This is a genomic window from Agrobacterium sp. CMT1 (assembly GCF_037203725.1).
Lineage (GTDB): Bacteria > Pseudomonadota > Alphaproteobacteria > Rhizobiales > Rhizobiaceae > Agrobacterium > Agrobacterium pusense.
Genome location: NZ_JBBCAR010000007.1, coordinates 85,229 through 107,599 on the forward strand (window position 1 = coordinate 85,229; position 22,371 = coordinate 107,599).

At 59.0% G+C, this 22,371-nt stretch carries 20 protein-coding genes; 15 read left to right on the forward strand and 5 right to left on the reverse strand.

Annotated elements, in window-relative coordinates; genetic code table 11:
• Positions 1 to 164: 164 nt before the first annotated feature.
• Entirely contained in the window at positions 165 to 2,051 is a 1,887-nt protein-coding gene (locus WA845_RS09050) for a sigma-54-dependent Fis family transcriptional regulator (RefSeq protein ID WP_006697844.1), read from the reverse strand.
• Between the two features lie 285 nt (positions 2,052 to 2,336).
• Here WA845_RS09050 and WA845_RS09055 point away from each other — a divergent pair, with 285 nt between their 5' ends.
• Entirely contained in the window at positions 2,337 to 4,103 is a 1,767-nt protein-coding gene (locus WA845_RS09055) for a diguanylate cyclase (protein WP_112556313.1), read from the forward strand.
• A 227-nt stretch (positions 4,104 to 4,330) separates the two neighbouring features.
• Here WA845_RS09055 and WA845_RS09060 read toward each other — a convergent pair whose 3' ends face one another.
• Positions 4,331 to 5,404 carry an NAD/NADP octopine/nopaline dehydrogenase family protein gene (locus WA845_RS09060; protein WP_034497479.1) on the reverse strand — a complete coding sequence of 358 codons (1,074 nt, stop codon included), beginning with the start codon at positions 5,402 to 5,404 and terminating at the stop codon, positions 4,331 to 4,333.
• Between the two features lie 387 nt (positions 5,405 to 5,791).
• On the opposite strand from WA845_RS09060, the gene WA845_RS09065 reads away from it, so the two are divergent.
• The 10 genes from WA845_RS09065 to WA845_RS09110 all read left to right on the forward strand — a co-directional run bounded on the left by WA845_RS09065 (position 5,792) and on the right by WA845_RS09110 (position 15,436).
• Complete coding sequence (locus WA845_RS09065; protein WP_048902906.1) at positions 5,792 to 6,772, forward strand: LysR family transcriptional regulator; 981 nt, start codon at positions 5,792 to 5,794, stop codon at positions 6,770 to 6,772.
• 53 nt (positions 6,773 to 6,825) lie between these two features.
• Positions 6,826 to 7,926: an extracellular solute-binding protein gene (locus WA845_RS09070; protein WP_052808808.1), complete on the forward strand. Its 1,101-nt coding sequence runs from the start codon at positions 6,826 to 6,828 to the stop codon at positions 7,924 to 7,926.
• 80 nt (positions 7,927 to 8,006) lie between these two features.
• Positions 8,007 to 8,990, forward strand: coding sequence for an ABC transporter permease (locus WA845_RS09075; RefSeq protein ID WP_004446007.1), 984 nt, complete (start codon positions 8,007 to 8,009; stop codon positions 8,988 to 8,990).
• Between the two features lie 9 nt (positions 8,991 to 8,999).
• Positions 9,000 to 9,791 (forward strand): ABC transporter permease, encoded by a 792-nt coding sequence (locus tag WA845_RS09080; RefSeq protein WP_112556310.1) that lies wholly within the window; start codon positions 9,000 to 9,002, stop codon positions 9,789 to 9,791.
• Between the two features lie 3 nt (positions 9,792 to 9,794).
• Entirely contained in the window at positions 9,795 to 10,865 is a 1,071-nt protein-coding gene (locus tag WA845_RS09085) for an ABC transporter ATP-binding protein (protein ID WP_034497468.1), read from the forward strand.
• 53 nt (positions 10,866 to 10,918) lie between these two features.
• Positions 10,919 to 12,400: an NAD(P)-binding domain-containing protein gene (locus tag WA845_RS09090; RefSeq protein ID WP_112556308.1), complete on the forward strand. Its 1,482-nt coding sequence runs from the start codon at positions 10,919 to 10,921 to the stop codon at positions 12,398 to 12,400.
• Positions 12,401 to 12,410: 10 nt separating this feature from the next.
• The gene (locus WA845_RS09095) at positions 12,411 to 13,004 is read left to right on the forward strand and encodes a 2-hydroxychromene-2-carboxylate isomerase (RefSeq protein WP_112556306.1); all 594 of its coding nucleotides are present in this window, start codon (positions 12,411 to 12,413) and stop codon (positions 13,002 to 13,004) included.
• A gap of 7 nt (positions 13,005 to 13,011) precedes the next feature.
• Complete coding sequence (locus WA845_RS09100; RefSeq protein ID WP_004446001.1) at positions 13,012 to 13,518, forward strand: CMD domain-containing protein; 507 nt, start codon at positions 13,012 to 13,014, stop codon at positions 13,516 to 13,518.
• Position 13,519: 1 nt separating this feature from the next.
• Positions 13,520 to 14,098 (forward strand): peroxidase-related enzyme, encoded by a 579-nt coding sequence (locus WA845_RS09105; protein ID WP_004445999.1) that lies wholly within the window; start codon positions 13,520 to 13,522, stop codon positions 14,096 to 14,098.
• Positions 14,099 to 15,436: an MATE family efflux transporter gene (locus WA845_RS09110; RefSeq protein WP_072493366.1), complete on the forward strand. Its 1,338-nt coding sequence runs from the start codon at positions 14,099 to 14,101 to the stop codon at positions 15,434 to 15,436.
• 24 nt (positions 15,437 to 15,460) lie between these two features.
• Here the strand turns inward: WA845_RS09110 and WA845_RS09115 are convergent, their stop codons facing one another.
• Entirely contained in the window at positions 15,461 to 15,778 is a 318-nt protein-coding gene (locus tag WA845_RS09115; RefSeq protein ID WP_162696270.1) for a hypothetical protein, read from the reverse strand.
• A gap of 111 nt (positions 15,779 to 15,889) precedes the next feature.
• On the opposite strand from WA845_RS09115, the gene WA845_RS09120 reads away from it, so the two are divergent.
• Together WA845_RS09120 and WA845_RS09125 are read left to right on the forward strand one after the other, a co-directional pair.
• Positions 15,890 to 16,639 carry a cytochrome c oxidase assembly protein gene (locus tag WA845_RS09120; protein WP_337322297.1) on the forward strand — a complete coding sequence of 250 codons (750 nt, stop codon included), beginning with the start codon at positions 15,890 to 15,892 and terminating at the stop codon, positions 16,637 to 16,639.
• Entirely contained in the window at positions 16,636 to 17,136 is a 501-nt protein-coding gene (locus WA845_RS09125; RefSeq protein ID WP_034497460.1) for a CopD family protein, read from the forward strand. The genes WA845_RS09120 and WA845_RS09125 overlap by 4 nt, the downstream gene beginning before the upstream one ends.
• Here the strand turns inward: WA845_RS09125 and WA845_RS09130 are convergent.
• On the reverse strand, positions 17,114 to 17,611 hold the full coding sequence (locus WA845_RS09130) for a DUF2231 domain-containing protein (RefSeq protein WP_112556304.1): 498 nt from the start codon (positions 17,609 to 17,611) through the stop codon (positions 17,114 to 17,116). The two genes, WA845_RS09125 and WA845_RS09130, sit on opposite strands and share 23 nt — an antisense overlap.
• Before the next feature lie 75 nt (positions 17,612 to 17,686).
• Here WA845_RS09130 and coxB point away from each other — a divergent pair, with 75 nt between their 5' ends.
• Both coxB and ctaD read left to right on the forward strand, forming a co-directional pair.
• Positions 17,687 to 18,331 carry a cytochrome c oxidase subunit II gene (gene coxB / locus WA845_RS09135; protein ID WP_162719274.1) on the forward strand — a complete coding sequence of 215 codons (645 nt, stop codon included), beginning with the start codon at positions 17,687 to 17,689 and terminating at the stop codon, positions 18,329 to 18,331.
• Positions 18,331 to 20,829 carry a cytochrome c oxidase subunit I gene (gene ctaD, locus WA845_RS09140; protein WP_112556302.1) on the forward strand — a complete coding sequence of 833 codons (2,499 nt, stop codon included), beginning with the start codon at positions 18,331 to 18,333 and terminating at the stop codon, positions 20,827 to 20,829. Before coxB ends, ctaD begins: the two co-directional genes overlap by 1 nt.
• A 402-nt stretch (positions 20,830 to 21,231) precedes the next feature.
• Here ctaD and WA845_RS09145 read toward each other — a convergent pair whose 3' ends face one another.
• Positions 21,232 to 22,353, reverse strand: coding sequence for a DmpA family aminopeptidase (locus WA845_RS09145; RefSeq protein WP_112556298.1), 1,122 nt, complete (start codon positions 22,351 to 22,353; stop codon positions 21,232 to 21,234).
• Between the last annotated feature and the right edge of the window lie 18 nt (positions 22,354 to 22,371).

A 22,371-nucleotide genomic window follows, 5' to 3' on the forward strand; every position in this document is an offset into this window, starting at 1 on the left:
GTTTCCTCCTTAAGGCTGCTTTTCATGCCATCAGGAGGAGCAACCGCCGTGCCAGCCGAGCCGACCGTCGAGAGGGCTGGAAATCACAGCGTTTTCAGGGAATGTGACGACGATTGCGCCACAGCTGTGGCGCGACAGGTGTGGTGGATGCCGCAATGAATGGCTTAGTGCGGACGCTCTATACCGAACCGTCTCATCCGGCGATGGAGCGTTGTGCGATCGATACCAAGACGGCGGGCGGCTTCGGAGACGTTGCCCTTGCAACTCGTGAGGACGGCACGCAGGTCTGCTTCGAAGCTGTCGCCGACGCGCACGCTGGCAGGCTGCGACAAATGATCCGGCAGGTCCGTGATCTCGATCACACCATCGTCGCACAGTGCTGCGGCAAAGGCGATGGCATTGTCGAGTTCGCGGATATTGCCTGGCCAGCGATGGTTGAGAAGCAGCAGCCTCGCTGCGCCCGATAACGTCAGGCGGCTGTCCTTCGTATTGTGTTTATCGAGCAGTTGCTCGAGGAGCCACGGCAGATCCTCGCGTTCATGGAGCGGCTGTAGCGACAGGACGGCGGCGTTGAGCCGATAATAGAGGTCTTCGCGGAACCCGCCTGCCGCGACCATGTTGGCCAGCGATCGATGCGAAGCGGAGACGACACGGAAACCCACCTTGCGCGCGACCGAGCCGCCGACGGGAAGCACCTCGCCCTCGGCGAGAACCCTGAGCAACCGGCTCTGGGCGGCATAGGACATGTCGCCGATCTCGTCGAGGAAGAGCGTTCCGCCCTCGGCCTCCTCGATCAACCCCTTTTTCCCCTTGGCCAGTGCCCCGGTAAAAGCCCCCGGGACGTAACCGAAAAGTTCACTCTCGATCAGCTGCTCCGGAATGGCGGCGCAATTGACTGCCACGAAGCGGCCAGAAAGCCCGCTCATCTCATGAATGATGCGGGCGAGATATTCCTTGCCCGTCCCGGTCTCTCCCTGCAGCAATATCGGCAGTCTGCTGGGTGCAAGTTTGACTACCTTGCGCCTGAGGTCGTCGATCGCCGGCACATTGCCGCCGAGCCTGTTGATCGCCGGCGATCGGCCGGAAGTGCGGGCAGAGGGCACGTTGCCTGTGCGTTGCTGCGGTTCTATGGCATGGGCAAAGAGCAGCGAGCCGTCTCGAACGGCGATCCGCCGTTCCTGGGGCAGGCTGGCCCGGGTCAGCGAGGCTAACTCGTCGAGCCCCGCATGGAAGAAGTCCGTAACGGGCTGGCCGATCAGAAGCTCGGGCGTGCGCCAGTCGAGACCGCGCGACGCGGCAAGAAGCCGGGCGCCGCCGTGGGTCATGCCGGTGATGCGCCCCGCACCGTCTACGGATATCGCCGCTTCCGGATCGACGTCGAGAAACTCCGGCGCTCCCGCAAAGCGCAGGACCAGATCGTGACGGCTGTTTGCCATGAGATTGGCAAGCTCAATCCGCCGCACCGTCGACGAGACGAGATGACGCGCCATGTTCTGGCTGGCTTTCAGGATTGGCGAACTGAGGAGTGAAATGTCGAGAACGGCCGCCAATGATCCTTGCGTATCATAGATAGGGGCTGCCGTGCAGGACAGGGGTGTGTGGGTGATGTCAAAATGGTCGGTCTGGTGGATCGTCAGGGCCTCGCCCGTGGCAATGCAGGCGCCCACCGCGCAGGTGCCGGCCCGGGGCTCGGACCACTCGGAACCGAGATAGAGCCCCGCTTTGCGCAGATTGTTGTTGAAGGAGGGGTCACCCAGGAATTCAACGGTGACACCAAGCCGATCCGACAACAGCAACACATAATTCTGTTCGGCAACCTGCCGGTAGAGCCGCTCCAGGCCGGAGCGGGCGATGTGTACCAGATCTTCCGCCTGCTGACGGTGTTCCCGCAGCCGTGTTTCCGAAACGATCACTGCCTCGCGCGCCTGCGCCGGATCGAGCTGGTAGGCGTCCAGACAGCGCCGCCAGGACTCCAGGACAACGGCGTCGCGGCCCGTGTTGGTTCCCTGTCCGACCCGCTCGATTTCCTTAACGTGGTCCGTAAAACCCATCAATCACCGGCCCTCGAAGGCCGCCTCCCGTGATCTGCCACAATAACATAGCCGCAATTGTTCAGTGTGACCAATGCTTCGGCGAATGCCGGACATCATTTGGAACCTCGATCTCCGCGCGGGACGGAATGAATGATTTCCGTGGCGCTCTCGTTGACTGTCCAGTCAACTTCAGCCAGCTTGCTGAACTCTGGGCCTGCCGGCGCCGGCAATGTCGAGCAGGCACCATGCAATCGCAACCGGCGTCTTAATCCTCCCGCAAGCAGCGGTGTGTAGTATTAGAGAATGAGAATAAGCGCGATCACCAACTCGGCTTACGGAGTGACAGTCGTCTTGACGGCTTTGTCTGGCGCGGCCTTCATCATGTCGTCTCGCAGCGCCGTCGAAGAGCGTGTCGCGGTGGAAGAGCATCTGACGCTGGATAGTCTGGCGGAAGACCTCGCACTTGGCGCAGAGGTCCGGTCCGACGAGGCTAGGCTGTTTGTTATGCGTGGCGAAGAACGTCATCTCAACGCGTTCCGGGCCGAAGATGGAAGCGAGCGAAGCCGGGAAGCCGCAGTTGACCAGCTCTTGTCGAAGGCGCTGCCGAAGGCCGAGGTCGATGCGCTGCGAAAGATCGAAACGGATGCGGACGCACTCGACAAGTTCGAGATCGCGGCGGTCGAAGCATTTCAGCGCGGTGAGAGGAGCGCTGCCCAGTCCACGTTGTTCGGCCCCGAGCATGAAAGACTGCAAGAGGATCTTCTGGCGACTGTCGCGCATTTTCGCGATTTGACAGCCGCAAGAACCGGATCGCAGTTGGCCGCGGCGCGAGCGCGTAGCGACTGGTGGAGCGTGATCGCCAAGATCATGCTGGGGCTGACGGGGGGGCTATTCTTGGCGGTGCTCTATTTCATCCTGAGACGCCGGATCGCCATGCCATTGGTGCGAATGAGCGGGATCATCGATCGGCTTGCAAAGCAGGATTATTCCGTCGAGGTGCTGCCCGACAGTCGCCGGGACGAGATCGGCGAGATGAACACCGCGATTGAAATCTTCCGGGCGAGCGGCATCGAGCGCGATCGGCTCGACGCGGAACGACGGGCAGACCAACAGACCAAGGACCTCATCCTGCAGATGATGCACCGCCTGCAGGCCTGCCAGAACCAGGGGGAGCTCGCCAGCATCGTCGCGCGCTTTGCGCCGCAAATCTTTCCCGGCATTGCCGGCGGCCTTTATATCCTGAACGAAAGCAAGAATATCCTCAACCGCAGTTCGGACTGGCTAGCGCCTGACAATGCCGGAGACAGTTTTCCTGCGTCTGCGTGCTGGGGGATGCGCCGCGGGCGGGCGCACGCCAACGGGTTCTCCGACACCGATGTGCCGTGTCAGCATCTGGATGATCCGGATGCTATCGCTCTTTGCGTCCCGTTGACCGCGCAAGGCGACATGATCGGGCTTTTTTACCTGGAAGAAAAAGAAGGGCAGGCGCTGCACCTCGATGCGTCACGGCTTTATCTCGAACTGATTGCCGAAAATGTCGGGCTTGCTATCGCCAATCTGCAGCTGCGTGAGAAGTTGACGCTGATGGCTATCGAAGACCCTTTGACCGGGTTGTTCAATCGCCGGCATCTGGATGAAAGGGTGCAACGTTTCGCGAGCGACGAATTAAAGACACCACTTGCCTGCCTGATGATCGATATCGACCACTTCAAGCGCTTTAATGACGACTATGGTCATGATGCCGGCGACAAGGTCATGCAGTATGTGGGCCGAACGCTTCGTGACACGCTGGGCGATCACGGTGAGGCTTACCGTTATGGGGGAGAGGAATTTACCGCGCTCTTGCCGGGGATGCTCAAGGGCGACGCTGCCGGTTTGGCCGAAAAAGTGAGAACGGCAGTAAGTGCTACAGCGATTTCCCATGCCGGGAAACTTCTTGGAACCGTAACAATTTCCGTGGGTGTGGCAACCTCGCCGGAGGCCGGGCCGCTGGACACGCTGCTGGCACGGGCGGATGCGGCCCTTCTGCTCGCCAAGGCACAAGGACGCAATAGAGTTGTGGCCTCGTGAATAACCGGCAACATCCGCGTCGGGCCAATTACGGCCATGACGGAAAGCGCTCACTTAGCTATGCCGTAACGATGACTGAGCCTGCCCAGCTGCTCGTGTAATCGATCCAGGACTGCGGTTCGCGTGCCAGCCCGCCGTTGCAGGAAGCCGATCTCTCTCAGGATCTGCGGATTGCCAAAGGCCCTCGGCTCCTGCCGGTCGGGATCACGGGCGGCTCCTCTGCTCCGTTAAAATCCGCTCTCGCAAAGCTCCCGCAGCTCGCTCGGACCGAGATGATCAAGTGAAAGCTCCGGCAGCAGGTCATTGTCTGCCTCCAGATTGTGTGCGACCGATGCGGTAAAGATGCGAACGCCTGCTTCGTGCAGGATCGCAGGCCGGTTGACTATGCGGCCGAGAAGCACGGTTGGCAGTAGACCGAACGGCACATCTTCGAAAATGTAGCGGCTTTCGATGGAGGAAGGGCCCATTCCGCCTCGTCCTTCACGATGCATCTGCTGGTTCATTTCGGAAACAGAGGCGAGGGGCACGTGGAAGGAGAGAGAAAAGTGTTCGCGAACTGTTTTAACCTCCAGCCCGAAGCTCTCGGCAATTGACAGTCGCTCGGCGTCGAGCGCCTCAATCAACTGACCGACCGCCGGTGTGACATGTTCGCCCTGTCCCCAGCTCTCCGCCTTTTCCATCCGTGTCAGGTTGAGCAATGCGATCCCGAGATGATTTTGAGGATTGAGGTTTGAGAGCGCGATGGCAAGCAAACCGTCACGTTCGACGAAGCGATCACCGAAGAGTTCAGTGCACAGGCCCCGACCCTCAGCGGCTGCCGACTTCGGCAGGGTGGCAAAGTCCACCTTCTGGCGGATGGTGTTGACGACGACGCTGCGCCCGTCGGTTTGGCGGCGGGCCGTCAGAAGCGTGGTCCCCCAAGCAATGATCGGCAGACGGAGCTGTCGTTCGGAAAGCCGCTTCGACAGATAGAGCGCTCCAAAGGAGCTATGGGAGCTGATGATGACGGGCAGTCCCGACCGCAAATGCGGCAGCGCCGCGTCGATGGCGGCACGATGACCGTTTGCGGGCATTGCAATGATGACCGCATCTGCATCCGCAATGGCGGTCTCGCAGGTTGCCGCGACCTCGACCGGACCGACGAAGTCCAACGCACCGGTAGCGACGAGCGGTTCGCCTTCCGACAACGGCTTGGCACTGCGGCCGGAGGGCGACCATAGGCACGGATGATGCCCCGCATTGGCGAGGAAAGCCGCCATGCCATAAGCAATCGAACCCGCACCGAGAATGGCTATCCGCATGTCATCTGTCCTTTCGGTTGTAGGAGTGGAGATGGCGCCACCCTCTGGTCTCTATCTTTCGCGTAGAACACAAACCGGTTCTGTACATTGCCCGCCGATCGTTGCGCAAATGCATCATTTTTTCTGGCGCGCCAGAGGCTGTGTTTGCGGTTCCCCTGCCTCATTTATCCGCGCGCCTGCCTACGCCCTCAGCAAATTCTGGCTCCTTCCAGTAAATGCATGTGCTGCACGAGCAAAAGCCACACCCCGAGGCTCAATTTTCTGCACAGTTCGAAGTCGGCAAGCCATCTTTTTCATCTTCCGCGTCCCAAACGAAAAATTCTCTTTTGTCACTAGCAGACATCATGCGTTTAATGCACATTAAATTTGTCATAATGCAAAGGATGCATGATAGCGATGGAGATACGCGAACTGGAGGCATTTCTTGCGGTTATGTCCGCAGGCAGCATCACCGGTGCTGCGCGCCTGCTTGACCGTTCGCAATCCCAGGTCACACGTCTTATCCAGGACCTTGAAACGTCGCTTGGATTTCCGCTGTTTGATCGCAATGGCCCGCGCATAACGCCGAGTGACAAGGGGATCGCTTTTCATTCTGAAGCGGAACGCTTCATCAGCGGCATCGAGCATCTGCGCAATCGAGCGCAAAGGATCAGTCTCAAGGAGCCCGAACCGGTCGAGATCGCCGCTACGCCTGCTTTTGCCACGGGTATGGTGCCGCTTGCTCTCGCCGAACTACCGGAAGCCCTTCTTCCGCATACGGTCTTTTTAAGAAGCATGCCTGCCGAAGCCGCCGTTCAGGCGGTGCTGGGGCGTACCGCCGATTTCTGTGTGACGTCGCTCCCGGCCGAACAGCCCGGCCTCGAAGCGCACGGATATTTTCAGGGCCGCTGTGCAGCCGTTCTGTCCGTTCACGATCCGCTGGCCGCCAAGGATGTCATTTCCGTGGCCGACCTGGCCGGCCAGACAGTCATTACGCTTGCTAATCCGTTCCGTCTGCGTCGCCGGGTGGACAAGGCTCTGCAGGAGGCAAATGTTCGCGCACGACGGATCATAGCGACGAGCGCGGCGATGAGTGCGGTGCAGATCGCTTCGACCGGGATGGGGATTGCGATTGTCGAACCGGCAACCGCTTACGGTCCCCTGACCGCGGGCGTGACTGTGCGACCGCTCGACGTCGACATCCCGTTCCTCTGGGGAATCTTCTCGGCAACAGCGCGCCCGCTGTCGGCCACTGCCCAGGAGCTGATCCAGCTGATCATCCGTGTTGCTTCCGCACGCATGCCCGATTTCACCGCTCACGATCCTGGCGCATCGGGACGTGTTGCGGATGTCACCTATGGGGGAACCGTCGAAGGAGACGTTCCCTAAAAATGCAAGTGCTCTGCCCATCAAACCGGTCAAACAAAAACAAGGAGATTGCCATGAAAGAGTTTAAAGCGACCCGTCGTTCCACCCTCAAGCTGCTCGCTGCCGGCTCTGGCATCCTGGCGGCGCCCAGCCTGATGCGCTCCGCCCACGCGCAGGGCAAGGTCGTCAATATCACGACATATGACAAGTTCGTGCCGCAGTCTTTCATCGACCAGTTTCAGAAGGACACGGGGATCGAGATCCGCATCCGTCTGACGGACGATCAGGGCAAGCAATATAACATTCTGACGGCCGAAGGCGCCACACCATCGACCGATATCGTGACGGTGACCGGCCACCGGCTCTCCCAGTTCATCGGTTCCAACCTCCTTTCGCCGCTTGATACCAGCCGGCTGAAAAACTGGGACAAGCTGGCGGCGGCTTACAAGGGTGCGCCGCAACTGACCATCAATGGCTCAACCTACGGCGTTCCCCTTCTCGCGGGCTTTGAAGGTCTGGCCCGTAACACGGAGTACACCAAGCCTTCCGATAGCTGGGGCATGATGTTCGACGATGAATACAAGGGCCTGACATCCTACATCATTTCGGACTTCCTTTCGCTGACCATGCTCTATCAGGGCAATGACGGCGATTATGTCACCTATGAAGGCAAGGAAGCCGTTGCCCAGGAAGCCACCAACAAGGCGCGCGACTTCCTGATCAGCCAAAAGGACAAGGTTCGCAAATACTACGATGCGGGCTCCGAGGTTCAGCAGATGTTCCTGAATGAAGACATCTACGTTGCGCAGGCCTGGTCCGGTCCGACGTCCAAGCTGATCATGGACGGTCACCCCATCGAGCTGTCCGTTCCGAAGGAAGGCACCTACGGGTTCCTCTACTCCTTCAACGTGGTGAAGAACGGTCCGAATGCGGACGCTGCCTATACCTTCCTGGACGCTATCCTCGCCTCGCCGGAAATCGGGGCTGCCATGGTTCGGCAGTCGGGCTTCGCCTCGGCCTTTGATGGCGTCGACAAGCTGCTCAACGACCGCGAACGGGCCGCCATGGCGCTTCCACAGGACCAGATGGAGCGCATCAAGTTCTTCAGCTCGGTCAACCGGGCCATGAAGAACGCGATGATCGACAAGGCAGCTGCCGAAATCAAGGCTGCCTGAGTTACGGCTGCGATGCGAACCCGACCTCGGCCGGGTTCGCAGGACCCCAATAAAAAGCTTGTCCAGAGCTGGGAACGATCATGGTGAACACGACAATGACTGAACTGCGAGAGGAAGGCGCGCCAGCCCCGGCGCATTATTCCGGATGGATTGGCAAGGTGACAGGCTCCGCCCTTTACCGAACCACCATAGGCCGGCTGGCAGACAGTCGCCATGCGCGCCTTGCACTCCTTGCCGGGATACCCGTGATATGGCTTTTCGTCCTGCATGTCGGGCCGATCCTGCAAATGGCCAATATCAGCTTCACGGACAACTATCCGCCTCAACCGAACGAGGCCACGCGCTATACGCTCGCCAACTATGCCCTGTTCTTCTCGGATTCGATTTACGTGCTGCCGTTCATACGCAGCCTCGTATTTGCCGCCGTCGTTACCGTGTCGACCCTGGTGATCGTTTATCCGGTTGCCTATTACGTGGCGAAGGTGCTCCAGCCGAAGCAGCGTATGCGGGCGCTGCTGCTCCTGCTCATCCCGTTCTGGGCCGGAGAACTGATCCGGACCTTCTCGGTCATCATGCTTCTGGCCAATCGGGGAGCCGTCAACGTCCTGTTGCGCGAGATCGGCGTCATCGATCGGCCCATCCCGATGCTCTACACGTCCTTCTCGCTGAGCTTCGGAGTTATCTACCTCCTGGCGCTCTACATGCTGCTCCCACTTTATTCAGCCATAGAAAAGATCCCGGTACAGCTGGTGCATGCCGCTGCCGATCTTGGCGCAAGCCCTTTCCAACGCTTCCGCCGCGTTATCCTGCCGCTGTCGAAAGACGGTATCGTGTCCGGATGCAGCCTGGTTTACCTCACCGCCGTCGGCGTCTTCGCCGCTCCGCTGCTGCTCGGCGGGCCGAACGCCGTCATCTTCCCGGAGGTGATCGCGACGCTTTTCCACTCTTCCAACGACAAATGGCCTGAAGGCGCTGCCTTCGCCATGCTGATGCTCGCCGTGTCGCTGACGACGGTTGGTCTCTTCATGCGCGTCGTTGGCGGTCGCTCTGTCCGGCTGATGTAGGAGATGATGATGCGGTCCCCCTTAAACGACCTTCCGAAGGCGGCACTTGGCGCCTGTTATGCCATTTTCGTTATCTATCTGCTTTTGCCGCTGGCCCTGATGATGGCGATGAGCTTTAAGGATGCAAACTTCATCGCCTTTCCGATCAGTAACTGGACCCTGGATTGGTATGGCAAGGTACTTCAGGACAAGCAGTTCATCGAAGCCTCGCTTTATTCGGTCGGGATAGCGTTTGCCACCACGATCGGAGCGACCGTCATCGGTGTGTGGATTGCCCTGCTGATTTCTACCGAGGGCATCCGCGGCAAGGCCATTCTCTTTGCGCTCGCCTGCCTGCCTGCCGTCGTTCCCGGTCTCATCAACGCCATCTCAATGCGGATATTCATCCGGATGGTCGATATCCCCACGGGCACCTTCGCCATCATTCTGTCCCACACCGTACACGCGGTGCCGTTTGTCGTGATCATGGTGCTGACGCGCCTTCGTTCCATGCCTGCCAATCTCGTCGATGCTGCAAGAGACCTCGGTGCGGACGCATTTATCGCCTTCATGCGCGTCACGGTTCCCTACATTCTGCCGGCGCTGATCGGCGGCATGATTTTCTGTGTCTTGACCAGCATCGACGATTTCGTGCGCACCTTCTTCCTGGGTGGATACAAGCCGACGCTACCGATGCTCATCTTCGCCAAAGTCCAGGGCGGCATGTCGCCAGAGATCAATGCGATGGCGACCATCGTCCTCATCGTCACCGCCGCCGTCGGCCTTTATGCCGAGCACTTTACCCGCCGTTCGAGGAGCTGAGTTATGCAGCCGGTTGTTCATTTTAAAAACGTCAACAAGTCTTACGGCGCTTCTCTTGCTGTCGATGATCTGGACCTGGCGGTCGCGCCGGGCCAATTCGTTACCCTGCTTGGCCCCTCCGGTTGCGGCAAATCCACGACGCTGAGAATGCTCGGAGGGTTCGAAACGCCATCTTCCGGCGAAATCTACCTCGACGGGCAGCCGATCTCGCATCTGCCGCCCAACAGGCGCAACGTCAATATCGTCTTTCAGGACTATGCGCTGTTTCCGCACCTGTCAGTCCAGCGCAACATTGCCTTCGGACTTGAACTGAAGGGGCTGGATTCGGCGTCCATCCACCGCCGGGTCATGGAACTCCTCGGTCTGGTCAAGCTGCAGGATTTTGCCGGGCGTATGCCTGAGCAACTGTCGGGCGGTCAGCGCCAGCGCGTGGCCCTCATGCGGGCGCTGGCGCCGGACCCGAATGTCTTGCTGCTCGACGAGCCGCTATCGGCACTCGACGCCAAGCTGCGTCATGAGATGCAGATCGAGTTGAAGTCGATCCAGCAGACGACCGGCAAGACCTTCATCTTCGTCACCCATGATCAGGAAGAGGCCCTGACCATGTCTGACGTCGTGGTGGTGATGAACAAGGGGCGGATCGAGCAGATGGGAGCGCCTGATGATCTCTATGCCCGCCCCCGCAGCCGCTTCGTCGCCGACTTCATCGGTCAGAGCAACTTTCTCGAAGGCCGATTGGTGTCTGCCGAAGGCGATGTTGCAACAATTGAATGGCAGGGCAGTCTGATCCGGGCCGATCTTAACGGCCACCATCACGCGGTTGGCAGCCACGTCACGATCGCGCTGCGTCCGGAAGCCCTGTTCTGTCTTCCCGAGCAGCCGAGTGATCGTTTTGCCCTCAAGGGCCAGATCGAGCGGCGCGTGTTCAAGGGCGCACACACGACGTTGACGATCCGCCTCGATAACGGCGCACTCCTGTCGGCCCAGCTCGATCCGGTGGCGCTCTCGCATCTTGATGGCGAGACGGTCTGGGTGGGTTGGCGCGATCGCGACGCCGTGGTGCTCGCCGATTAATCCTCATGCCCGTCGGTGCCGATGGGCAACAGTGAATTTCAGGAGATCACCTGATGACTTTAGAACAGCAAGACCGGACCGAGCAGCAGAGACTAGCTGCGCTCAACGCCCGGGTGAGGCAGGATTTGTCCTACCTCAATTATCCCGCAGCAAACTGGTCGAAACCGGTCTCGACCTCAGACGGTCAGCTTGCCAGCGATGTCGTGATCATCGGTGGCGGCATGTGCGGCCTCGTCGCCTGGCATGCCCTGACAAGGGCAGGGATCGCCAATATCCGGATTGTGGACCGCGCCGCAAAAGGTGAAGAGGGGCCCTGGGTGACTTACGCGCGCATGGAAACCCTGCGCTCGCCCAAGAACCTGCTCGGGCCAGCGCTCGGTATGGCATCGCTCACCTTCAGGGCTTGGTACACCGCCCGCTTTGGCGAAGAGGCCTGGGAAGAACTCTTCCGCATCCCGCGACCGATGTGGATGGAATATCTGAGCTGGTACCGGCAGGTGATGGAAATCCCGGTTGAAAACAACATCCACGTCACCCGCGTCATACCACGGTCCGATGGGCTTCTGGAGCTTGAGATCGAGGGCGGGAAGGCTCACCCGATCATCACCCGGAAACTGGTGATGGCAACAGGGCGCGATGGCCTTGGAGAACCGACGATCCCGGATTTTGTGAGGGGCATGCAACGTCACGTCAGTTGGGCGCATTCCGCCGACATGATTGATTTTCAGCGTCTGAAGGGAAAACGCGTCGTTGTCATCGGGGTAGGGGCGTCCGCTGTGGACAATGCAGCGGAAGCGCTCGAGCAGGGGGCCGGTGAGGTGCGTCTTCTTGCCAGACGCAAGACAATGCCGACGATCAATAAGTTGATGGGCATCGGATCATACGGTGTCACCGCCGGCTTCGCGAAAATTGACCCTGAGTGGCGCTGGCGTCTCATGGATTATTCCGTCAAGCAGCAGACCCCCGCGCCACACAATTCAACGCTGAGGGTGAGCCGACATCCCAACGCCTATTTCCATTTCGACTGCGGTATCCAATCGATGAAGGAAGAGGCCGGCGAAGTCGTCATCACCACAATCAACGGCCGCGTTTTTCGGACCGATTTCGTGATTTTGGGAACGGGATTCTCAATCGACCCCGTCAGTCGTCCCGAACTCGAAATGTTCAACGGGCAGATCGCCTGCTGGGACGACCGCTACACGCCGCCACCAGGTGAGGAAAACCCTGGGCTCGGGCGATTCCCCTGGCTGCAAGACGACTTCTCTTTCACCGAGAAAGAGCCAGGTACCGCCCCTTGGCTGCAGCAGATACATTGTTTCAATTACGGTTCATCGGTCAGTCTGGGCAAAGTCAGCGGCGATATTCCGGCCATCAGCGAAGGTGCGCTCTGGCTCGCGCGAGGTATCGCCGCTTCGCTGTTCATCGCCGACATCGATCATCACTGGGAGGCGCTGAAGGCTTACGAAAAGCCCGAACTCGATGGGTCCGAATGGACCGATGCGGATGCCGACCCCACCATGCAGAAGACAGCCTGAGGTTAAGGCGATGAGCAGAAAAACCGTTTATTATTACCATGCGCTCAGTTCGCCCTGGGCCTATCTGGGCTGGCCACAGTTCAAGGCGCTGATTGAAAAGCACAATCTTGATATCGTCGTCCGCCCTACCCGCATCGTCACCGAAAACGGTGGTGTTCCACTTCGTTCCAGACCGCAGCCGCGGCAGGACTACCACGCCGTCGAACTGGAGCGCTGGCGCAAGCGTCTCAGTATGCCGTTGGTGCTGAAGCCCAGATATTATCCCACCAACAACGAGTTTGCCGCGCGCATGGTGATTGCGGCCGACAGGCAGGGTTTGCCTGCACTGGAACTCAGTCATGCGCTTCTGCGGGCACTGTGGGCGGAGGAGCAGGACGTGACCGATCCGGACGTTCGCATCGCCGTGGCAAACGGCCTGGGTCTTGATGGTCGTGCGCTGCGTGCGCTCGAAGACACGCCCGAGATCATGGCGGCCTGGCATGACAGCCACGCCGAAGCACAGGCGCGTGGTGTCTTTGGAACCCCCACCTGGATTTACCGCGACACGCTCTACTGGGGGCAGGACCGCCTGACCTTCCTGGATGACGCTCTTTCCGAGGATTGAAAAAACAATGACAGCTACACCTCCAGAAGACGTGATCGACCGCGTCCTCGGCCTTGATGAAAGCTCCGATCTGCTGAAACTCCGCGAGCGGCGCTCTAAGCTCAAACACCTGACGCAGACCAGCTATCTTGCAGCTTTGCGGCCGGCAGAGCCACGCAACTTTTCCTACGCCCTGCGGGCGGCACTTGCCGCGCGTATGTCCGCTTTGTGGAAGGCGAAAGAACTCCATGCGCACTACATCGAGCGGCTTGCCGAGGAGGAGGGAGGCTCCGACCACGCATCAGTCGCTGATCCGTCATCGGTCCTTCAGCACGCGGATTCCCGCCTGCAAGCCATCCTGAACCACGTCGATCTCGTGACCCTTACGCCGAAGAACGCGACCCGGGAAAACATTGAGAAACTCTATGCCGTTGGTCTCGACGACCGCGATATCGTCACGCTCGCCGGCCTGATTGCCTATGTGAATTATCAGGTGCTGGTCGTTGCCGGCCTCAAGATGATGAGGGACAATTGATATGTCACAGCCCGTCCATGAATTCACCCTCGATGCGCTTGACTGGCATCCTTACGTCCAGCCTGTGGACCTTGCAAACGCGACCCCCGAGCAATTGTCGGCCCTGAAGGTCACCCCTTCCAATACCAAGGTATCGGCCTATGTCCTCGTGCTCGCTAACGAGGCGGAGGCGCTGAACGAGCGCACCCCGCTCTTCAACGATATCATGTATAGTGAAGGCGGATTGTCACGCGGTGGGCGCGAGATCGGCGCGCTGGCGGCGTCCTTCGTCAATCACTGCATTTACTGCGCCGCTGTTCACGCCAACCGCTATATCCAGCTGGAGAAACGGCCCGAGGTCGTGGACGAAATATACAAGAACGGGCTGGATGCGGACCTTCCTGATTTCGAGCAGGCGCTGTTCAATTTCGGTGTCGATCTGACCGCCCATCCAGACAATGTGGGGGTCTACCAATTTTATCACTTGCGGGAAATCGGTCTGGATGATCTTGAAATTCTCGACCTCATCCATTCCATCGCCATCTTCGGCTGGGCGAACCGGCTGATGCATACGTTGGGTGAACCGCATCGGAAAGAATAAGTGAAGGCAACGGCAATCACGGGGACCGAGGCAGCTGTCCGCCCGTTCGGCGTCGCGCATCGCGATGTCCTCAAAATCGCGATACCAATGATGATCGCCTATCTGTCGACCCCGCTTGTGGGTCTTGTGGCGACGGGCGTCATCGCGCATATGCGAAACGAGGCGCTGGTGGGCGGGGTGGCGCTGGCCTCGGTTATCTTCGATGTCATCTTCGTGACATTCAATTTTCTGCGCGGTGCCACCACCGGCTTTACGGCACAGGCAATGGGTGCCGGCGACCGGGTAGGTGAACAGCGCATGTTGCTGAGCGGCCTTATCATCGCACTGGTGGCCGGTCTGTTGTTGCTGCTGCTCCAGGGCCCGATCGGTGCGCTTGGCATGAGCGTCATGGGCGCAGAAGGGATTGTCGCTGAAGCCGCCTCGACCTATTTCCACTGGCGAATCTGGTCGGCCCCCTTCGTTCTCTTCAATTTTGTCGCCTTCGGCTGGCTCATTGGCCGCGGTGAGGCCATGTGGAGCATGATCCTCCAGACGCTGCTGAATGGCCTGAATGCCGCCCTCAGCGTTCATTGGGTCATAGGGCTCGGCTGGGGAGTGGAAGGTGTTGCGATCGCCACTTTGGTTGCAGAAGCCGTGACCGCTGTGGCGGGCGCAGCTTTGATCCTGGCCAAGACCGATCGCTCCTCCTGGCGGCTTCCTGATATACCGGCTATCAGACGATCCTTTGCGGTCAACGGCGACATGATGATCCGCTCGTTCGCATTGCTGATCGGCCTGTCCTTCTTCACCCGCCAGAGCGGCTTCCTCGGGATCGACGTGCTTGCCGCCAACACCATTCTGCTGCGTTTTTATTTCTTCGGGGTCGCCTTCCTTGACGGTGTCGCTACGGCGGCGGAACAGCTTGCCGGCCGCGCTGTCGGTGCACGTTATCGGCCGGCCTTTGACCGCACGATCAAGCTGACGACATTCTGGGGCCTGATTTTTGCAGCGCTGGTTTCCTTGGCCTTCCTGGCTGCCGGGGATTGGGTGATTGCGCTGACGGCGCCCTCCGACGCCGTTGCGAGACTGGCCGATACCTACCTGATTTACGTGGTGGTTTTGCCGGTTGTCGGCATCATCGCGTTTCAGATGGACGGCGTCTATATCGGGTCCACCTGGTCTCGGCAAATGCGCAACCTCATGGTGGCATCCCTGATCATCTATTTCGCCGCCTGGGCGGTCCTGCAGCCCCTTTACGGCAATGACGGCCTGTGGATTTCGCTTCTCTTGTTTCAGGGCGCCCGCAGCATCGCCTTCCGGTTCATGCTTCCGAAACTTGCGGCGGCGACGTTCCGGTAAAGATGAGACAAAATGAGTTCCCCATCACGGCTGTTTCTTCCTTGCCAGATTGAGGAAGGCTTCCGACGCCCTCACCAGATGCTTATGTGAAACGTCGGCGCGGACAATCAAGCCCTGCTCAATTCCGCCTTTGTCAATATTTTCAGGGGTATGGCCGGCGTTTTCCTCCGATCCCTGATCGTAGGTTTTGACCTTAATGATGCGGCGATCCACGCCGATGTTCTCGAGATATTGGACGGCGCGCTTGGCGCCTTCTTCGTCTTCAAATAGTCCCGTAACGATTGGCATTGTTTCCTCCTTCCTCGCGTCCCGCCCTGATGGTGAACCACGGGCGTGCCTCATCGTTCCTTCGAATTGATCACGGGTTGTTGTCCCGATCGTGAGCAAAGAGGGGAACGCATCTCCGCAAGCGGAGTTGGGTGAGGGGTAGAATTGACATGGGGGCTCGAGACTTTGAGCGAAACAACTGTTCCGTACTGCGGACCAGCACCTGATTTCACCGACCTTGCATATGCATGGAACCTTGATCCGGTTCTCATCGCGATGATAGCGCTCGCAACCGTTCTGCTGTTTGGAATAGCGACCCGACAGGGGGCCTTCTTGCAGCGTGCCGCCATAATCTGCATTCTTGTCGTTGCGTTCGTATCGCCGCTTTGTGCGCTGACGACGGCCCTTTTCTCCGCACGGGTTTTCCATCATTTCATATTGATCGCCGTCCTTGCGCCATTGCTTGCGCTAAACCTTGAAGGACGCCTGCCGCGCTTACCCTGGCGGCTCCCAGCCCTGCCGGAAATTCCGTTTCTCGCGCATACCATCGTCTATTGGGCCTGGCATCTGCCGCCGGGTTATTCATTCGCGCTTTCAAACTCCCTTGCTTACTGGGGCATGCAGCTCGCCTTGATTGTAACCGCTGTCTGGCTATGGAGGACGATGCTCGTCTCTGCCGGACCGGGAAGGAGAATTGCGCTCGCACTTGCAACGATGGCGCAGATGGGCTTCCTCGCAGCCATCCTTACATTTGCTCCTTATCCGCTTTTTGCAGAGCATCTGCTCACGACCGAGTCTTATGGGATGACAGCGCTCGAAGATCAGCAGCTTTCGGGCCTCATCATGTGGACATTCGGTCTTGTCCCTTATCTCGTCGTCGCGCTTTCCTCCGTCCGGACCATGCTGCAGATGACTGCATCGCGGGGGGCGGAATGATCGCGCTCTTCAAGTTTGTCCATTTTTTAGCGATTTCTGTCTGGATCGCAGGCCTTGTCAGTCTCCCCGGTCTCTACGTGCAACGTGCGCATGTCCAAAACGATGACGATCGTTTCCGCCTGCAAAAGATCGTGCGGTTTTCCTATGTAAAGGTATTGTCGCCAGCCGCTTTTTTTGCGGTCGCGTCCGGAACCACGCTTATTTTCCTGCAATCCACATATTTATCATGGTTCAGCGCAAAGCTCGCCCTTGTGGCTATTCTTGTGTTTCTACACGTGCTTACGGGCTTGGTCATTCTCCGTCTCTTTAACGACGGCGAGATCTATCCTGTGTGGCGTTTCATTGTCGTCACGGCGTTCACCAGCATCATAGCCCTTGGCATCGTCTATCTGGCGCTCGCAAAACCGGAGATACCCGCACTGCTGCCTGACTGGTTCCATGAGCCTGGGGCACTAAAGCGTAACATCGCCCCCCTCATTCCTTGGGAGACACCATGAGGCCGATGCCGTGATCGAATATCAGCTTTCCGCCGTGCCAGCCCGCGAGCGCAGTAAGGACCGAAGCAAGGAGGGACAGGCCGAGCCCATGCGGCAAAATCTCGATCATGCCGAATGTCCTCCCTCCCCAATTGGCGCCTGCCACGGAGATCAGCGCTATTGCGGCCACACCATGCGCCCAGCTGGCAACCCGGGCGCGAATTCCCGCGACAAGAAGCAGTTCCGCCGTGCCGATGATGCCGGCTGCGACGCCGCTGAAAAAAGCGCCTCCCGATGCCCAGACACCGGCGCGAACCCAGAACTCTTCTGCGGACCACCAATAAAGGAGGTCGCAAGCCAATGTCGTTATGACAAGGGCAATAGGGAAATGAACGGTCATTGCGTGCAGTGGATGGCCGGCAACGGCGATTGCGGAGTCCGTCGTCTTCTCCTCCACCTTGGAGATGACCGGGTTGGGTGCATCGCTTTTTTCCATCTGAAGTTTCCTTTTCGAGCGCTAACCCGCGGGAGAAGCGCGGGGTTCCGTTTCATAGCGCTCATTCCTCTGCTTTTGCTGGTTTCCGCTTGCTCCGGTGACCTCTCGACACTGGCGCCGGCAGGCCCGGCCAGTCGCAAGGTCGCGCTGCTGTGGTGGGTAATGTTGGGCGGCGCCTGCGCAATCTTCATGCTGATTGCCGTTCTGTTGGCGTTGGTCTTTTTCAGCCCGGCCTCCCTTGCTCGGGTGAAAACGCACCATTGGCTGATCGGCGGCGGCATCGGGTTCCCCATACCGATCCTGACGGCCCTGGTGGCTTTTTCATTCATGCAAGGAGAATCCCTCCTGCCACAGTCCGGGAGCGATCCGCTTCGCATATATGCGGTTTCACGCATGTGGAAATGGGAGTTTGCTTACGAAACACCGACCGGAGAAGTCCGCATTTCCGACGTGATGCATATGCCGGTGGGCCGTGATGTCATTGTAGAGGTCACCAGTGACGATGTCATTCACAGCTTCTGGGTTCCAAGGCTTGGCGGAAAGATCGACGCCATTCCCGGACTTTCCAACAAGATTGCCCTCACGGCGGATCAGACCGGCACCTTCGGCGGCATCTGCGCGGAATATTGCGGTACCGGCCATGCCGGCATGAGTTTCCGCGTTGTTGCTCACACGGAGAGCGAGTTTTCAAAGGTGATCGGGGGTTTGGGACAACGCTGATGGATGATGTGCGCACACCGAAGAAACACTCGTCATTAAGGCTTCACCGGGAACTCAATGAGGTCTGGAGTTCGGGCACCGGATTTCGGCGTCTCGCAGCGGTCAACCACACCGTCATAGGCAAACGCTTCATGGTGACCGCGCTTGTTTTCTTTGCCATCGGCGGGTTCCTGGGCATGCTCATCCGGACACAACTGGCCACGTCATCAAACGCCTTCATGGATGCCGAGCAATATGCGCAGGTCTTCACGATGCACGGCACGATCATGATGTTTCTGTTCGCAATTCCTTTTTTTGAAGGACTTTCGATCTACGTCCTGCCGAAGCTCATCGGCGCCAGGGACCTCGCTTTTCCCCGCCTGTCCGCCTATGGCTACTGGTGTTACCTCTTCGGCGGCGGAATGCTGATTTTCGCCCTTATTGGCGGGGCTGCGCCTGCGGGGGGCTGGTTCATGTACACGCCGCTGTCGTCATCGCAATACAGTCCCGGGATCAATGCCGACATCTGGCTTCTTGGCATTACCTTCGTGGAGATTTCCGCTATCAGCGCGGCGATCGAAATCATCGTGACGATCCTGAGGTTGCGTGCACCCGGCATGTCCCTCGACAGGATGCCGGTCTTCGCCTGGTACATGCTCGTTGTCGCCGCGATGATGCTGATCGGTTTTCCGCCGCTGATCCTCGGTTCGATATTGCTGGAAGCTGAACGGGCCTTCGATATCCCGTTTTTCGACCCGCAACGCGGCGGTAGCCCGCTTCTGTGGCAACACCTCTTTTGGCTGTTCGGCCACCCCGAGGTCTACATCATCTTTCTGCCGGCGGCCGGAGCCTTGTCGACAATTATCCCCGTTCTGGCAGGAACGCGCCTGATTGGTTACAACATCATCGTTGCGGCGTTGATCGCCATGGCTTTCCTGTCCTTCGGACTGTGGGTGCACCACATGTACACGGTGGGCATCCCCCATGTGGCGCTGTCGTTTTTTTCTGCCGCGAGCGCGCTTGTCACCATCCCGACAGCGATCCAGATATTCGCCTGGCTTGGAACCATCGCAAGCGGCAAGCCGACGATGAGCGTTCCCATGCTCCACATCCTCGGGTTTTTCTGCGTGTTCGTCATCGGCGGCCTGACCGGCGTCATGCTGGCCATGGTACCCTTCGATCAGCAGGCGCATGATACACATTTTGTGGTGGCGCATCTTCATTATGTCCTGGTCGGGGGATTTCTCTTTCCCATGCTCGCCGGGCTTTATTACTGGGTGCCGCATATCAGCGGGCGCCAGCCCGTCCAGCACCTTTCCAGGGCCGCGTTCTGGATGATCTTCATCGGCTTCAATCTCACATTCTTCATGATGCACCTGACCGGGCTGCTGGGCATGCCGAGGCGTGTTTTTTCCTATCCAGAGGCTTCCCCCTGGGAGTGGCTCAATCTTCTCTCCTCAATTGGCAGCTTCATAATGGCCGCGGGCTTCATGCTGGTGGTGCTGGACTTCGCGCTGCTGTTTCGCTACGGGCGCGCTTTCAGGCGCAATCCGTGGGATGCCGGTACCCTTGAATGGGCCATGCCGACCCCGCCAGCGGCCTATGCCTTTGCGTCACAGCCGGAAGTGACTGCTAGAGCGGACAGCCTTCCGATCAACCGGATCGCGGCGACGCTCGCCGCGGGTAAAGGGTACCTCGGCTTTGTGAGATCCAGGAAAATGGAGACCATGGGGACGGATGCCGTAACCGGTGCGCCGCTGCAGATCGTCGTGTTGCCAGGGCCAAGCTTTCTTCCTTTGCTGACTGCCATGTCCACGGCCGCCTTTTTCATCGCATTGCTTCTCAAGGCGTATCCGGTGGCGGTTTTCGCTCTCGTCATTATTGCTTTGCTCTTCCTGGCGTGGACGCCGAACGATGATGCCAGACAGGAACGCGGACCCGTCGTCGCGCGTGGAGAAGAACGTTTTCCGCTTCATTACGAATGCGCCGATGCTCCGTCCGTCATGGCGGTGAAACTTGCCCTGATTGCGGACACGACGCTTTTTTCCTCATTGCTTTTCGGCGGGCTTTTCCTCTGGATTTCCGCTGGTGGCGAAAAGATCGTCTGGCCGCAGTCGATATCACTGCAGACGGTTTTCCCGTTGAGCGCCGCTGTAGCCGCCATCTTTGGCGCACTGGCGAGACATCTGAGAGCGGCTGTGACGATGTCGATCATCAGCACGATTGCCTACGTGGCGGCGATCGTCTGTGGTGCAATGGTGCTGCGGGCGGAATACACGGCGGTAAGCCATGCAATCCACGGCGTTTCGACTGCGGTCAACGTTTATCTCCTTTTGCACGGATTTGTCGGCCTGATCCTTGTGGCATTCGGGTGTTGGCGTCTGTCGAATGGCTACGTCTCGGACCGTCGCCGAAACGACCTTCGCATAGGCACCCTCTGGCATGTTCACTTGCTTTTCGCGACAGGCATATCGTTTCTTTTCCTGCAGACACTACGGTCATTATCGGAGGGAGGCTGAGATGCGCTACCGAACAGCCTTCAGTCTTGCCGGGCCCTTCATCACCTGGGCCCTGTGCTTTCTCACATTATATGCTGTGCAATTCGTCGGCTGTGCCTGGGGGTGGGATACGCGCTCCTGGGCCGGTGTTTCGATCCTTCGATCCGTACTGCTTGCTCTGTTCGGCTTATCGCTTTTCCTGCTTGTGCTGTGGATGAGGAAATTGCGGAGCAATCAAAAGTTGGGGAGCGATATCCTTTCGGTAATCTCTCATGCGGCAGCGCTCGCGGCGTTTGCTTCCACCGCTTTGGTTTTTCCCGGCGTGTTTTGTCTTAGCCTGTGTTAAGGCGATAACATCCGTCGCCGCATGTTCAAAGCTGCATCTGCGCTTCCAGCGGGCGGGACGGAAGCGGCGCGATGGGGTCAGCGGGGTGAACTCTGAGCCAGAAGTCTGGCAACCGCGTCGGCGTCTATTGCCTCGATGCGGTATCGATCGTGGGGTGTGCCACCCGTTGTTTCCGCGGCGACCATCGCATTGATCACCGCCTCTTCCACGCTCTGCACCACGGCCTGATAGACCGGATCAAGCACATCGTCATTGACCATGTCGATGCTCAACAACGGTCCGGCCTTATGGCGCATCGGGTGTGGATTGGCCGTCGAAAAAGCGAGAAAAATGTCGCCGGAACTATTGCCGCCGACTGTGCCGTTGCGGCCGATGCCTATCGCGCCGCGCCGCGCCAGCTTCCGCAGCTGGTGCGGCGCAAGTGGCAGGTCCGTGGCAATCACAACGATGATCGAGCCTCGTTCGGACAGACCCGGGTTTTCTTGTTGCAGCAGTTTTCCTACGGGTAGGCCGCCAATTGTCAGCCAGTCCCGCTGGCCGTGATTGGCCTGCACCAACGCCGCGACGGTGAACTCCTTGTCGTCAATTGCGATCAGGCGCGAGGCAGTGCCCGTGCCGCCCTTGAAACCGTAGGCAATCATGCCCGTGCCGCCGCCGACATTGCCCTCAGCGACCGGACCGCTTCTGGCAGCGTTCAACGCCTCCAGGACGTGCTCGACCGCGACGTGTTGGCCGTTGATGTCATTGAGCATGCCGTCATAGGTTTCTGCCACCACGGGCATGATCCACAGGTGGTCGTCTCCCTCGTAGGTCGATGCAAATCGGTCAATCATCCATCGCACGGCGCTTTGATGGGCGATACCTACGCTGTGCGTGTTGGTAATCAGGACAGGCCCGACAAAGTAGCCCCCGTCCTCGATCCAGTGAGATCCCGTCATCTCACCATTGCCATTGAAACGATGAATGCCAGCGAATACCGGTACTGGTTCGCCCGCTGCGGCGTGCGGCAGTATCGCCGTCACGCCGGTACGCACCGGCAACTTGCGACCGGGGCGGGGTATCTCTCCACGGATCGTCGAAAAGCCGACATGGATACCGGCGATGTCGGTGATGGCGTTGAGTGGGCCGGGCGTGCCGTCGAAGGCAATACCGAAGTCACGCGCGCGTTTTTTGCCTGCTGAGGTCGTCTCGCTGATCATTGGTCCCTCCGATTTTCA